The sequence below is a fragment of the Escherichia albertii genome, assembly GCF_028622335.1.
In the GTDB taxonomy this organism is placed as follows: domain Bacteria; phylum Pseudomonadota; class Gammaproteobacteria; order Enterobacterales; family Enterobacteriaceae; genus Escherichia; species Escherichia albertii.
Genome location: NZ_CP117568.1, coordinates 2,639,733 through 2,653,083 on the forward strand (window position 1 = coordinate 2,639,733; position 13,351 = coordinate 2,653,083).

The 13,351-nt window shown below is 51.0% G+C and carries 11 protein-coding genes; 6 read left to right on the plus strand and 5 right to left on the minus strand.

Annotation, left to right across the window (positions count from 1 at the left end; genetic code table 11):
• Positions 1-59: 59 nt before the first annotated feature.
• Positions 60-173: a hypothetical protein gene (locus PS053_RS12905; protein WP_212741661.1), complete on the minus strand. Its 114-nt coding sequence runs from the start codon at positions 171-173 to the stop codon at positions 60-62.
• 557 nt (positions 174-730) lie between these two features.
• Here PS053_RS12905 and PS053_RS12910 point away from each other — a divergent pair.
• The gene (locus tag PS053_RS12910; protein WP_054410199.1) at positions 731-1,783 is read left to right on the plus strand and encodes a DUF2776 family protein; all 1,053 of its coding nucleotides are present in this window, start codon (positions 731-733) and stop codon (positions 1,781-1,783) included.
• Between the two features lie 98 nt (positions 1,784-1,881).
• Here the strand turns inward: PS053_RS12910 and PS053_RS12915 are convergent, their stop codons facing one another.
• Positions 1,882-3,075 carry a BaiN/RdsA family NAD(P)/FAD-dependent oxidoreductase gene (locus PS053_RS12915; RefSeq protein ID WP_059228483.1) on the minus strand — a complete coding sequence of 398 codons (1,194 nt, stop codon included), beginning with the start codon at positions 3,073-3,075 and terminating at the stop codon, positions 1,882-1,884.
• A 231-nt stretch (positions 3,076-3,306) separates the two neighbouring features.
• Here PS053_RS12915 and pitA point away from each other — a divergent pair, with 231 nt between their 5' ends.
• Complete coding sequence (gene pitA / locus PS053_RS12920) at positions 3,307-4,806, plus strand: inorganic phosphate transporter PitA (RefSeq protein WP_000902768.1); 1,500 nt, start codon at positions 3,307-3,309, stop codon at positions 4,804-4,806.
• Between the two features lie 66 nt (positions 4,807-4,872).
• Here pitA and uspB read toward each other — a convergent pair whose 3' ends face one another.
• The gene (gene uspB, locus PS053_RS12925) at positions 4,873-5,208 is read right to left on the minus strand and encodes a universal stress protein UspB (protein ID WP_000626187.1); all 336 of its coding nucleotides are present in this window, start codon (positions 5,206-5,208) and stop codon (positions 4,873-4,875) included.
• Positions 5,209-5,597: 389 nt separating this feature from the next.
• On the opposite strand from uspB, the gene uspA reads away from it, so the two are divergent.
• A complete protein-coding gene (gene uspA, locus PS053_RS12930; RefSeq protein ID WP_000323570.1) occupies positions 5,598-6,032 on the plus strand; it encodes a universal stress protein UspA in 435 nt (144 codons plus the stop codon).
• Positions 6,033-6,349: 317 nt separating this feature from the next.
• Entirely contained in the window at positions 6,350-7,819 is a 1,470-nt protein-coding gene (gene dtpB, locus PS053_RS12935; RefSeq protein WP_001098674.1) for a dipeptide/tripeptide permease DtpB, read from the plus strand.
• A gap of 212 nt (positions 7,820-8,031) precedes the next feature.
• Here the strand turns inward: dtpB and rsmJ are convergent, their stop codons facing one another.
• Positions 8,032-8,784: a 16S rRNA (guanine(1516)-N(2))-methyltransferase RsmJ gene (gene rsmJ, locus PS053_RS12940; RefSeq protein WP_000686615.1), complete on the minus strand. Its 753-nt coding sequence runs from the start codon at positions 8,782-8,784 to the stop codon at positions 8,032-8,034.
• Positions 8,785-8,791: 7 nt separating this feature from the next.
• Positions 8,792-10,834, minus strand: a complete 2,043-nt coding sequence (gene prlC / locus PS053_RS12945) for an oligopeptidase A (protein ID WP_059216824.1) — start codon at positions 10,832-10,834, stop codon at positions 8,792-8,794.
• Positions 10,835-11,036: 202 nt separating this feature from the next.
• Here prlC and rlmJ point away from each other — a divergent pair, with 202 nt between their 5' ends.
• Together rlmJ and gorA are read left to right on the plus strand one after the other, a co-directional pair.
• Positions 11,037-11,879 carry a 23S rRNA (adenine(2030)-N(6))-methyltransferase gene (rlmJ, locus tag PS053_RS12950; RefSeq protein WP_010326142.1) on the plus strand — a complete coding sequence of 281 codons (843 nt, stop codon included), beginning with the start codon at positions 11,037-11,039 and terminating at the stop codon, positions 11,877-11,879.
• 71 nt (positions 11,880-11,950) lie between these two features.
• Positions 11,951-13,303 carry a glutathione-disulfide reductase gene (gene gorA, locus PS053_RS12955; RefSeq protein ID WP_054410173.1) on the plus strand — a complete coding sequence of 451 codons (1,353 nt, stop codon included), beginning with the start codon at positions 11,951-11,953 and terminating at the stop codon, positions 13,301-13,303.
• Positions 13,304-13,351: the final 48 nt, after the last annotated feature.

The window sequence follows — 13,351 nt, forward strand, 5'->3', positions numbered from 1 at the left end:
TGACCCGCCATAATCCCTGTAAGCAAACGACGCGTGTCACAGCAGCCGCCGAACAACGTTCAGCGAATTCTTCCATCCGGGATAAGTAGGAAACGGCAGATACGACCAGGGCGCAGAAAAATGAACGCCAATGAGGAAGGCTTAGTGAAAACGGGTAGTAATGTTGTCATCATCAGCATTCCTGGCCGTAAATGAAACACGCATACTCATAAATGAAACAAATTAAATACTAACAGTTATATTCATGCTGTCTATTTGATTACTATCAGTTTGTGATACATCGCGATATTCTTCTGTTCGATAGCGTTTTTTACCAAAAATCTTCTGCACAGGTTCTCAGGTGCCGCTGCGTAGGTTTCCGTAACAGAAAATCCGATGACTATCACATAGCGTTATTATCGCCCGAAGTGCAAATAGTTACCGAAAGTGAAATAATTTTTGTGAAAAGATGAACGATGATAAAGGCTTATGTATTAAATAAATACAATCCCGAACAACGTCGTTTAACACAACAATATAAAAATAAGATATTAATTCAGAATTCATCTTAGGATAAATATTTATTTGTCAGCATTAACTCACCTCTAAAATTTGACGCTCAGGACAATAAATCCGGCTATAGTAAAGTTACTTTTTATATCTAGTGGCATCTTATTGTTATATTTAACTGACTAAAAATACCACTTATATGTTTTTCAAGGCGTAGCAGAAAATACATATGGAGTTTGAAATGAATATATATATCGGATGGTTATTTAAATTAATCCCTTTGCTGATGGGTATAATATGCATCGCATTAGGTGGGTTTGTATTAGCAGGTTCTGGGCAAAGTGAATATTTCGTTGCAGGGCATGTTCTGATATCTCTTTCCGCAATATGTCTGGCATTGTTTACTACCGCATTTATTATTATTTCGCAGTTAACGCATGGTGTGAATAAGCCCTATAACACACTTTTCCCTGTTATTGGTTACGCTGGGTCTATTGCAACTATGATTTGGGGATGGTCACTGCTGGCAAGTGATAATGTCATGGCCGATGAATTTGTTGCCGGACATGTTATTTTTGGTGTTGGGATGATTGCCGCCTGCGTATCAACCGTGGCGGCGTCTTCCGGGCATTTTCTGCTAATTCCCAAAAACGCCTCGGGGAGTAAGAGTGATGGTACGCCGTTGCAGGCTTATTCTTCAACAATTGGTAATTGCTTAATTGCCGTTCCCCTTCTGCTTACTCTCTTTGGTTTCATTTGGTCAGTCGCGCTGTTACGTAGTGCAAATATCACACCACATTATGTTGCTGGTCACGTACTGCTGGGGTTAACGGCAATTTGCGCTTGTCTTATTGGCCTTGTCGCCACTATTGTCCATCAAACGAGAAATACGTTCTCAGTGAAAGAGCATTGGCTGTGGTGCTATTGGGTTATTTTGCTCGGCTCACTTACCGTTATTCAGGGCATCTACGTATTAGTCAGTTCAGATGCAAGCACCCGTCTGGCTCCCGGCATTATTCTCATTTGTCTGGGAATGATCTGCTACAGTATTTTCTCCAAAGTGTGGTTGCTGGCGCTGGTATGGCGACGCACCTGTTCGTTAGCCAACAGAATCCCCATGATTCCGGTATTTACCTGCCTGTTTTGCCTGTTCCTTGCCGCATTCCTTGCGGAAATTGCGCAAATCAATATGGCGTATTTTATTCCCTCACGAGTGCTGGTCGGTTTAGGAGCGGTGTGTTTTACCCTGTTCTCCATTGTTTCGATATTAGAAGCAGGTTCAGCAAAGAAATAATAAAAAAGACTTCAGATAAGGCGATGAGCGTCTTATCTGAGCTTTATTCAGGTTAACTTCCCTGACACCACTGCGAAAACGAAGGCGCATTTTACGTATTACTCTGCCGCCAAATCCTGCGCACAAGCCCAGGCACTCGACCACGCCCACTGGAAGTTATAGCCCCCCAGCCAGCCGGTGACATCCATGACTTCACCGATGAAGTACAGGCCAGGCACTTTGCGCGCTTCCATCGTTCGTGAAGAAAGCTCGTTGGTGTCCACGCCGCCGAGCGTCACTTCAGCAGTGCGATAACCTTCAGTGCCGTTGGGTTGTACGCGCCATTCGGTCAGCGTGGCAATGAGTGTCTGTTGGTCCCGCACGTTGAGCTGTTTCAGCGTCACATCCGGGATTTGCCCGAGTTGTTGCAGCCGTTCAACCAACCGTTTCGGCAGATGAATCGCCAGTGTGTTCTTCAGGCTTTGATTCGGATGTGCGTTACGCTGTTCATTAAGGAAGGTATCCAGATCGACATCCGGTAGCAGGTTAATGCTGACAAACTCACCGGGTTGCCAGTAACTGGAAATCTGCAACACCGCAGGACCAGACAAGCCACGATGAGTGAAGAGTAGGTTCTCACGAAATACAGTGCCGTTTTCGGCGGTTATTACTGAAGGCACCGCCACGCCCGCCAGCGCCTGTAACTCTTCCAGCAACGGTTTATGCAAGGTAAATGGCACCAGACCAGCGCGCGTCGGCAATACGTTGAGGCCAAATTGTTCGGCAATCTTATAGCCAAACGGAGACGCTCCGAGCCCTGGCATTGAGAGTCCACCGGTCGCAATAACCAGCTTTTCACAACCGACAGCCATGCCGTTCAGCTCAAGCGAGAAGCCCGTTTCATCTTTCGCCACACTCAGCACTTCGCTACGCAATCTGAAGGTCACATTGCCCTTCTCGCACTCCGTCACCAGCATGTCGACAATCTGCTGAGCAGAGTCATCACAGAAGAGTTGCCCTAACGTTTTCTCGTGCCAGGCGATGCCGTGCTTATTGACCAGATCAATGAAATCCCACTGGGTAAACCGGGCGAGGGCAGACTTACAAAAATGCGGGTTCTGGCTCAGATAAGCCCCCGGTTCAACATAAAGGTTGGTAAAGTTGCAACGTCCACCGCCAGACATGAGGATTTTGCGCCCTGGTTTTTTACCATTATCGATCAGCAGAATCCGGCGTCCCGCCTGACCTGCCAGCGCAGAACAGAACATGCCTGCCGCACCAGCGCCTATAATAATGGCATCAAACCTTTCCACGTTGCGCTCCTCTTAGAAAAAACGGGCGTGAATTGTAAAGATTCCTCAGTGGTCGCACCAGCGTCAATATTACTAAAAGGAAGTATTTGCCTGAATTATATAAGATAATTATTTTTTGAGTGAAATCCATACAGGAGGCAAATCAAAAAAAGTCTATATTTCACTTTGCCCGCGCCGCGAAAGTCACTGATAATGCGCCGCGTTCATGTCCTCAAAATGGCGTAACGTCCTATGCTACATTTGTTTGCTGGCCTGGATTTGCATACCGGGCTGTTATTATTGCTTGCACTGGCTTTTGTGCTGTTCTACGAAGCCATCAATGGTTTCCATGACACAGCCAACGCCGTGGCAACTGTCATCTATACCCGCGCGATGCGTTCCCAGCTCGCTGTGGTTATGGCGGCAGTGTTCAATTTTCTGGGTGTTTTGCTGGGTGGTCTGAGTGTTGCCTATGCCATTGTGCATATGCTGCCGACAGATCTGCTGCTTAATATGGGATCGTCCCATGGCCTTGCTATGGTGTTCTCTATGTTGCTGGCGGCGATTATCTGGAACCTGGGTACCTGGTACTTTGGTTTGCCTGCATCCAGCTCCCATACGCTGATTGGCGCAATCATCGGTATTGGTTTAACCAATGCATTGATGAACGGAACATCAGTGGTGGATGCACTCAATATCCCGAAAGTATTAAGTATTTTCGCCTCTCTGATCGTTTCCCCTATTGTCGGCCTGGTGTTTGCTGGCGGTCTGATTTTCTTGCTGCGTCGCTACTGGAGCGGCACCAAGAAACGCGCTCGTATCCACCTGACCCCAGCGGAACGTGAAAAGAAAGACGGCAAGAAAAAGCCGCCGTTCTGGACGCGTATCGCGCTGATCCTTTCCGCCATCGGCGTGGCGTTTTCCCACGGCGCGAACGATGGTCAGAAAGGCATTGGTCTGGTTATGTTGGTACTGATTGGTGTGGCGCCTGCGGGATTTGTGGTTAACATGAATGCCTCAGGCTACGAAATCACCCGTACCCGCGATGCAATCAACAACGTGGAAGCTTACTTTGAGCAACACCCTGCACTGTTGAAACAGGCAACCGGTGCTGATCAGTTAGCGCCAACGCCGAAGGTGGACGCAACGCAACCCGTTGAGTTCCACTGCCATCCAGCGAATACCATTAACGCACTTAATCGCCTGAAGGGCATGTTGACCGCCGATGTGGAAAGCTACGACAAGCTGTCGCTTGATCAGCGTAGCCAGATGCGCCGCATTATGCTGTGCGTTTCTGACACCATCGACAAAGTGGTGAAAATGCCTGGCGTTACTGCGGATGATCAGCGTCTGTTGAAGAAACTGAAGTCCGATATGCTCAGCACTATTGAGTACGCGCCGATTTGGATAATCATGGCGGTCGCACTGGCGTTGGGTATCGGTACAATGATCGGCTGGCGTCGCGTGGCAACGACTATCGGTGAGAAAATCGGTAAGAAAGGCATGACCTATGCTCAGGGTATGTCTGCCCAGATGACGGCGGCAGTTTCTATCGGCCTGGCGAGTTATACCGGGATGCCGGTTTCTACCACCCACGTGCTCTCCTCTTCTGTTGCGGGGACGATGGTCGTTGATGGCGGCGGCTTACAGCGCAAAACGGTGACCAGCATTCTGATGGCCTGGGTATTCACCCTGCCAGCTGCGGTACTGCTCTCCGGCGCGCTCTACTGGATCTCCTTGCAGTTCCTGTAATTACACGCACCAAAACGAGCGGGTCAGTAAACTGGCCCGCTTTTTTATGTGTTATCTCTATGGCGTTTAATGCCAAATCATCAACGCAATCAGACTAACCACCACCAGACCACACAATGCGCTGGTCAGGATAAACTGCCGACGTACGCGCTCACAGCGACGGATAAACTCATCATCGTGATGATCGCGATACCGTTGCGCATAGATATACCAAACGAGACGCACCTGTTTGTTAGGTTGACCATGTGAGGTAAAAAAGCCCCCTCCATCTACATATTGATAGAGCAATGGATCGCAATTACGCAGTACCACTAACAACGCGCGTAGTGATGAGAAATAGCGCGCCATGTTAACAATGCAAACGACACATAAAGCCCAAAATAATGCGACGGTGCTTATCATACCTCCTCCCCGGCGACCTGCCCGCGGAGTTCCACTCCGGGGCTACCGCTCCCGATACGCTGCCAATCAGTTAACACCAGGTCCTGGAGAAACCGCTTTTGTCGTGACGAACATCAGAGCGGCTCTATAGATAGTGTAGGAGATCAGGTTGTTTTTTTTCCATAAGGTTAACCACTATCAATACATTCATGTCGAAAATTTGTTTATCTACCTGGTAAGCGAGGCGGATTGACGGATCATCCGGGTCGCTATAAGGTAAGGATGGTCTTAAACTGAATCTTTACGGCTGGGTTAGCCCCGCGCATGGAGTTCGCAGGACGCGGGTGACGTAACGGCACAAGAAACGCTAGCTGGCCAGTCATCGACAACTTTATGGAAGGAGTAACACTATGGCTTATAAACACATTCTCATCGCGGTTGATCTCTCCCCGGAAAGCAAAGTACTGGTAGAGAAAGCGGTTTCTATGGCCCGCCCCTACAATGCGAAAGTTTCTCTGATCCACGTAGATGTGAACTACTCTGACCTATACACCGGGCTTATTGATGTGAATCTGGGCGACATGCAGAAACGCATCTCTGAAGAGACTCATCACGCTCTGAGCGAACTCTCCACCAACGCAGGTTATCCCATCACTGAAACTCTTAGCGGCAGCGGCGATCTGGGCCAGGTTCTGGTTGATGCAATCAAGAAATACGATATGGATCTGGTGGTTTGTGGTCACCACCAGGACTTCTGGAGCAAGCTGATGTCTTCCGCACGCCAGCTTATCAACACCGTTCACGTGGATATGCTGATTGTTCCACTGCGTGACGAAGAAGAATAATCCCCCCTCTTCGAATCGCTCCTGAACGCCCGCTTTTGCGGGCGTTTTGCTTTTTGGCGCGTCTTGTTGCCAGATGCGGCGTAAACGCCTTATCTGGCCTACGGTCAACGTACGCAATCAAAATCTCTGCCAAATTCAAAATTTAACACCATCATAATCTTCATCATTAGTGTGATCATCTGGTTATTTTCTGTTGTAATAGTGTATTAATCTATTCATTGCATCAATATTAAGGATCCCTGACAGAGGTAAACTTTTTCGCGCGTTACCCCTTACGCGTTCATACTTTTCAGGATGGTATTGGAAGGTTAATAAATATGAATACAACAACACCCACGGGGATGCTGCGGCAACCTCGCCCATTTTTCATGATCTTTTTTGTCGAGTTATGGGAGCGATTCGGCTACTACGGCGTGCAGGGCGTACTGGCGGTTTTCTTCGTTAAACAGCTCGGATTCTCACAAGAGCAGGCCTTTGTCACCTTCGGCGCTTTTGCTGCGCTGGTCTATGGGCTTATCTCGATCGGTGGCTATGTTGGCGATCATCTGTTGGGGACCAAACGCACTATTGTCCTCGGGGCAATTGTGCTGGCAATTGGTTACTTCATGACGGGAATGTCCCTACTCAAGCCGGATCTCATCTTTATCGCACTGGGAACAATTGCCGTCGGTAACGGCTTGTTTAAAGCAAACCCGGCAAGCCTGCTTTCGAAGTGCTATCCCCCGAAAGATCCGCGTCTCGATGGCGCTTTCACCCTGTTTTACATGTCGATCAATATCGGTTCGTTAGTGGCGTTGTCATTGGCGCCGGTTATTGCCGACAAATTCGGCTATTCCGTCACCTATAACTTGTGCGGCGCCGGATTAATTGTCGCACTCCTGGTCTACATCGCCTGTCGCGGAATGGTGGAATACATTGGTTCTGAACCCGATTTCCGGCCAATGAGCTTCAGCAAACTACTGTACGTGTTGTTCGGCAGCGTGGTGATGATCTTCGTTTGTGCATGGCTGATGCACAACGTAGAAATCGCCAACCTGGTACTGATTATTCTCTCCATTGTGGTGACGATTATCTTCTTCCGTCAGGCATTCAAGTTGGATAAAACCGGGCGCAATAAAATGTTTGTCGCCTTTATCCTGATGCTTGAAGCGGTGGTGTTTTATATCCTTTACGCTCAGATGCCGACGTCACTGAACTTCTTTGCTATCAACAACGTGCATCATGAAATTCTTGGTTTTTCCATCAACCCGGTCAGCTTCCAGGCGCTGAACCCGTTCTGGGTCGTACTCGCCAGCCCGGTTCTGGCCGGTATTTACACGCATCTTGGAAACAAAGGTAAAGATCTCTCCATGCCGATGAAATTTACCCTCGGCATGTTTATGTGCTCACTGGGCTTTCTGACGGCTGCCGCGGCAGGAATGTGGTTTGCTGATGCACAAGGGCTGACGTCGCCGTGGTTTATCGTGTTGGTTTACTTGTTCCAGAGTTTAGGTGAACTGCTGATTAGCGCCCTGGGCCTGGCGATGATTGCCGCGCTGGTGCCGCAACATTTAATGGGCTTTATTCTCGGGATGTGGTTCCTGACGCAGGCTGCCGCATTCTTGCTGGGTGGCTATGTGGCAACATTCACGGCGGTACCGGACAACATTACCGATCCGCTTGAGACGCTGCCTGTTTATACCAACGTGTTTGGTAAGATCGGTCTGGTCACGCTGGGCGTTGCAGTAGTGATGCTGTTGATGGTGCCATGGCTGAAACGGATGATTGAGACGCCGGAAAGCCATTAATCTTTGTCGCAGAAAACTGGATAGCAATTACACTACCCAGTTTGATAATGATGATAAATGTAAGATTGCCTGATGTGCTATGCTTATCAGGCCTACAAGAGAATATCAACACATTGAATTTTCGCGACTTTGTAGGCCGAATAAGGCGTTCGCGCCGCATCCGGTACGAACACAGTAAAAGCGGGTAGCAATAATGCTACCCGCTTTTACTTTTACACTGGCGTACCAGCATAAATATCAAAACGATGCCCTTTGGTGACAACCGCGTTTGGCGTGGCGACATTCGCCAGCGGCGGCGCGTAGTCCGGGCGCTTCACCACCACGCGTTTGGTCGCCAGCAACCGCGCAGGCTCCAGCAATCCATCGGCATCAAGATCCGGCCCCACCAACGATTGAAAGACACGCATTTCTTTTTTCACCAGCGCGCTTTTCTGCTTATGCGGGAACATCGGATCGAGATAGACCACCTGCGGGCGCGGGGTAATATCAGTCAGCGCCGTCAGGCTGGAGGCGTGAATTAACTGCAAACGCTCCTGCAGCCAGCCGCCGATTTCCGCATCCGCATAACCACGCGCCAGGCCGTCGTCGAGCAATGCGGCAACCACCGGATTACGTTCCAGCATCCGCACGCGGCAGCCGACCGAAGCCAGTACAAAAGCATCGCGCCCTAAACCTGCGGTCGCATCTACCACATCCGGCAGATAATCGCCTTTAATGCCCACCGCTTTTGCTACCGCCTCACCGCGTCCGCCGCCAAATTTGCGACGGTGCGCCATCGCCCCACCAACAAAATCAACGTAAATGCCGCCCAGCTTCGGTTCATCGCGCTTGCGCAGTTCCAGATGATCCGGCGTTAACACCAGCGCCATCAGGTTGTCTTCATCGTGTTCCAGCCCCCAACGGGTCGCCAGAACAGATAAGGCGCCGTCTCCGGCGCCTGTTTCATCAATTAAGCAGATTTTCACCGAATGATCAGCCCTTAATGCCGTAATGCTCCAGCATCGCATCCAGTTGCGGTTCACGACCACGGAAGCGTTTGAACAGATCCATCGGTTCTTCCGAACCGCCACGACTCAGAATGTTGTCGAGGAACGACTGCCCGGTTTCACGGTTAAAAATACCCTCTTCCTCAAAGCGCGAGAAGGCATCTGCCGCCAGCACATCGGCCCACAGGTAGCTGTAGTAACCTGCGGCATAACCACCGGCGAAAATATGGCTGAAAGCGTGCGGGAAGCGCCCCCAGGACGGGGACGGTACCACGGCGACCAGTTTCTTGATTTCTGCCAGGGTTTCGAGGATTTTCGCTCCCTGATCCGGGCGGAACTCGGCATGGAGGCGGAAATCGAACAGGCCGAACTCCAGCTGACGCAGGATAAACAGCGCCGCCTGATAGTTCTTCGCCGCCAGCATTTTATCCAGCAGCTCCTTCGGCAACGGTTCGCCAGTTTCATAGTGACCGGAGATAAACGCCAGCGCCTCCGGCTCCCAGCACCAGTTTTCCATAAACTGACTCGGCAGTTCGACCGCATCCCACGGCACACCATTAATACCAGAAACACCCGCTGTTTCGATGCGGGTCAGCATATGATGCAGTCCGTGACCGAACTCGTGGAACAACGTGATCACTTCGTCATGGGTAAACAGCGCCGGTTTACCATTCACCGGGCGGTTGAAGTTACAGGTCAGATACGCGACCGGTTTTTGCAGCGAACCGTCGGCTTTACGCATCTGGCCTACGCAGTCATCCATCCACGCCCCGCCGCGTTTGTTCTCACGGGCATACAGATCGAGGTAGAAGCTGCCACGCAGTTCGTTGTTCTCGTCATACAGTTCGAAGAAACGGACATCTGGATGCCAGACATCAACATCTTTACGCTCTTTAGCGGTGATGCCGTAAATACGTTTCACCACTTCAAACAGGCCGTTAACCGCTTTGTTTTCCGGGAAGTACGGACGCAGTTGCTCGTCACTGATGCTGTAGAGATGCTGTTTTTGTTTTTCGCTGTAGTACGCGATATCCCACGGCTGCAACTCATCCACGCCAAATTCGGCTTTGGCGAAGGCGCGCAGTTGCGCCAGCTCTTTTTCGCCCTGCGGACGCGCACGTTTTGCCAGATCGGTTAAGAAATCAAGCACCTGCTGCGGGCTCTCTGCCATTTTTGTTGCCAGCGATTTAAATGCGTAGTTTTCAAAGCCCAGCAGTTGCGCCAGTTCGTGACGCAGAACGAGGATCTCTTCCATCACCTTGCTGTTGTCCCACTTACCGGCGTTCGGGCCTTGATCAGAAGCGCGAGTGCTGTAAGCGCGATACATCTCTTCACGCAGGGCCTGGTTGTCGCAGTAGGTCATAACCGGCAGATAGCTTGGGATATCCAGCGTCAGCAAGTAGCCTTCCAGTTCTTTCGCTTCGGCCTGGGCTTTTGCCGCAGCCAGTGCGCTCTCTGGCATCCCCGCCAGTTCCTCTTCGTCGGTAACGAGTTTGGTCCAGCCCATCGTCGCATCAAGGACATTGTTGCTGTACTGGTTGCCCAGTTCAGAAAGACGGGTGGCAATCTCTCCGTAACGCTGCTGTTTCTCTTTCGGCAGGCCGATACCAGACAGTTCAAAATCACGCAGTGCGTTATCAACCGCTTTCTTCTGCGCCGTGTTCAGCGTGGCGTAGTTATCGCCATCGCGCAGGTCACGGTACGCTTTATACAGCCCTTCATGTTGCCCGACCCAGGTGCTGTATTCCGACAGCAGCGGCAGAGTTTGTTCGTAGGCTTCACGCAGTTCCGGGCTATTTTTCACCGAGTTCAGGTGGCTGACCGGGGAGAAAATACGCCCCAGCACATCGTCCACTTCCGCAAGCGGCTGGCAGAGATTTTCCCAGGTGTACGGCGCACCCTGCGCTACCACGCGCTCCACATTTTCGCGGCAATCGCTCAACGCTTTGGTTACAGCGGGAACAACATGCTCTGGCAGGATTTTAGAAAATGGTGGTAGTTCAAAGGGAGTCAGTAACGGATTCGTCATAGGTACAGTCCTGGTTAAATAGGGGGAACGAAACGCTCACAGGCGCTTTACATAATGTCTGTAGCATGGGGTTAAGTGTAGTGAATTTCAATGAGAAACGTTACGCTTTCGCGGCGGCGGCCTCTTTTCGGTATACTGTCCAGATACGCTTTTGTGCGCCCCGAATACGGGCCGATTTTTACTTACCGGAACACCTTTATCCATGCTCAGTTATCGCCACAGCTTCCACGCTGGCAACCACGCCGACGTCCTTAAACATACCGTTCAGAGCCTGATCATCGAGTCGCTGAAAGAGAAAGATAAACCGTTTCTCTATCTCGACACCCACGCAGGTGCCGGGCGATATCAGTTAGGCAGCGAACATGCCGAACGTACTGGCGAATATCTCGAAGGCATCGCCCGTATCTGGCAGCAGGACGACCTGCCAGCAGAACTGGAGCCGTACATCAGCGTGGTGGAACACTTCAACCGTAGCGGTCAGTTGCGTTACTACCCCGGTTCGCCATTGATTGCTCGTCAGTTACTGCGTGAACAGGACAGCCTGCAACTGACTGAACTGCACCCGAGCGATTACCCGTTGCTACGTTCTGAATTTCAGAAAGACAGCCGTGCGCGCGTCGAAAAAGCCGACGGTTTCCAGCAGCTTAAGGCCAAACTGCCGCCGGTTTCTCGCCGTGGTTTAATCCTTATCGATCCGCCATATGAAATGAAAACCGACTATCAGGCGGTGGTCAGCGGCATTAATGAGGGGTATAAACGTTTTGCTACGGGCGTCTATGCGCTGTGGTATCCGGTGGTATTGCGCCAACAAATCAAGCGCATGATCCACGAGCTGGAAGCGACCGGTATCCGTAAGATCATGCAGATTGAACTGGCGGTACTGCCAGACAGCGATCGCCGTGGCATGACCGCTTCCGGCATGATTGTGATTAACCCGCCATGGAAGCTGGAACAGCAGATGAATAACGTGCTGCCGTGGCTGCACAGCAAGCTGGTTCCGGCAGGCACCGGGCACGCCACTGTAAGCTGGATCGTGCCGGAGTAATTGCAGCCATTGCTGGCACCTTTTACGTCTCGCGCTACAATCGCGGTAATCAACGATAAGGACACTCTGTCATGACTAAACACTATGATTACATCGCCATCGGCGGCGGCAGCGGCGGTATCGCCTCCATCAACCGCGCAGCTATGTACGGCCAGAAATGCGCGCTGATTGAGGCCAAAGAGCTGGGCGGCACCTGTGTGAACGTTGGCTGCGTGCCGAAAAAAGTAATGTGGCACGCGGCGCAAATCCGCGAAGCGATCCACATGTACGGCCCGGATTACGGCTTTGATACCACCATCAACAAATTCAATTGGGAAACGTTGATCGCCAGCCGTACCGCTTATATCGACCGTATTCATACCTCCTATGAAAACGTGCTCGGTAAAAATAACGTTGATGTAATCAAGGGCTTTGCCCGCTTCGTTGATGCCAAAACGCTGGAGGTTAACGGCGAAACGATTACTGCCGATCATATTCTGATCGCCACCGGCGGTCGTCCGAGCCACCCGAATATTCCAGGCGTGGAATACGGTATTGATTCCGATGGTTTCTTTGCCCTTCCCGCATTGCCTGAGCGTGTGGCAGTGGTTGGCGCGGGTTACATCGCCGTTGAACTGGCTGGCGTGATTAACGGCCTCGGCGCGAAGACGCATCTGTTTGTGCGTAAACACGCACCACTGCGCAGCTTTGACCCGATGATCACTGAAACTCTGGTCGAAGTGATGAATACCGAAGGCCCCACATTGCATACTCACGCCATCCCGAAAGCGGTGGTGAAAAATGCCGATGGTAGCCTGACGCTGGAGCTGGAAGATGGGCGCAGTGAAACGGTGGATTGCCTGATTTGGGCAATTGGTCGTGAGCCTGCCAATGACAACATCAACCTCGAAGCCGCGGGCGTTAAAACCAACGAAAAAGGCTATATCGTCGTCGATAAATATCAAAATACCAACGTTGAAGGTATTTACGCGGTGGGCGATAACACGGGTGCAGTGGAGCTGACCCCAGTGGCTGTGGCGGCAGGCCGCCGTCTCTCTGAACGCCTGTTTAATAACAAGCCGGATGAACATCTGGATTACAGCAACATTCCGACCGTGGTCTTCAGCCATCCGCCGATTGGTACTGTTGGTCTAACGGAACCTCAGGCACGCGAGCAGTATGGCGACGATCAGGTGAAAGTGTATAAATCCTCTTTCACTGCGATGTATACCGCCGTCACCACTCACCGCCAGCCGTGCCGCATGAAACTGGTATGCGTTGGGCCAGAAGAGAAGATTGTCGGTATTCATGGCATTGGTTTTGGTATGGACGAAATGTTGCAGGGCTTCGCGGTGGCGTTGAAGATGGGCGCAACCAAGAAAGACTTTGACAACACGGTTGCCATTCACCCGACGGCGGCAGAAGAGTTCGTGACCATGCGTTAAATGTTAAAGGGCAAAGAGTGGTGTGCTCTTTGCCCTTAATTACGTTTC

Coding starts and splice junctions, on each gene's coding strand:
- uspA (WP_000323570.1), top strand. CDS start 5,598: ATGGCTTATAAACACATTCTCATCGCGGTTGATCTCTCCCCGGAAAGC.
- pitA (WP_000902768.1), top strand. CDS start 3,307: ATGCTACATTTGTTTGCTGGCCTGGATTTGCATACCGGGCTGTTATTA.
- PS053_RS12910 (WP_054410199.1), top strand. CDS start 731: ATGAATATATATATCGGATGGTTATTTAAATTAATCCCTTTGCTGATG.
- prlC (WP_059216824.1), bottom strand. CDS start 10,834: ATGACGAATCCGTTACTGACTCCCTTTGAACTACCACCATTTTCTAAA.
- rlmJ (WP_010326142.1), top strand. CDS start 11,037: ATGCTCAGTTATCGCCACAGCTTCCACGCTGGCAACCACGCCGACGTC.
- uspB (WP_000626187.1), bottom strand. CDS start 5,208: ATGATAAGCACCGTCGCATTATTTTGGGCTTTATGTGTCGTTTGCATT.
- dtpB (WP_001098674.1), top strand. CDS start 6,350: ATGAATACAACAACACCCACGGGGATGCTGCGGCAACCTCGCCCATTT.
- gorA (WP_054410173.1), top strand. CDS start 11,951: ATGACTAAACACTATGATTACATCGCCATCGGCGGCGGCAGCGGCGGT.
- PS053_RS12905 (WP_212741661.1), bottom strand. CDS start 173: ATGATGACAACATTACTACCCGTTTTCACTAAGCCTTCCTCATTGGCG.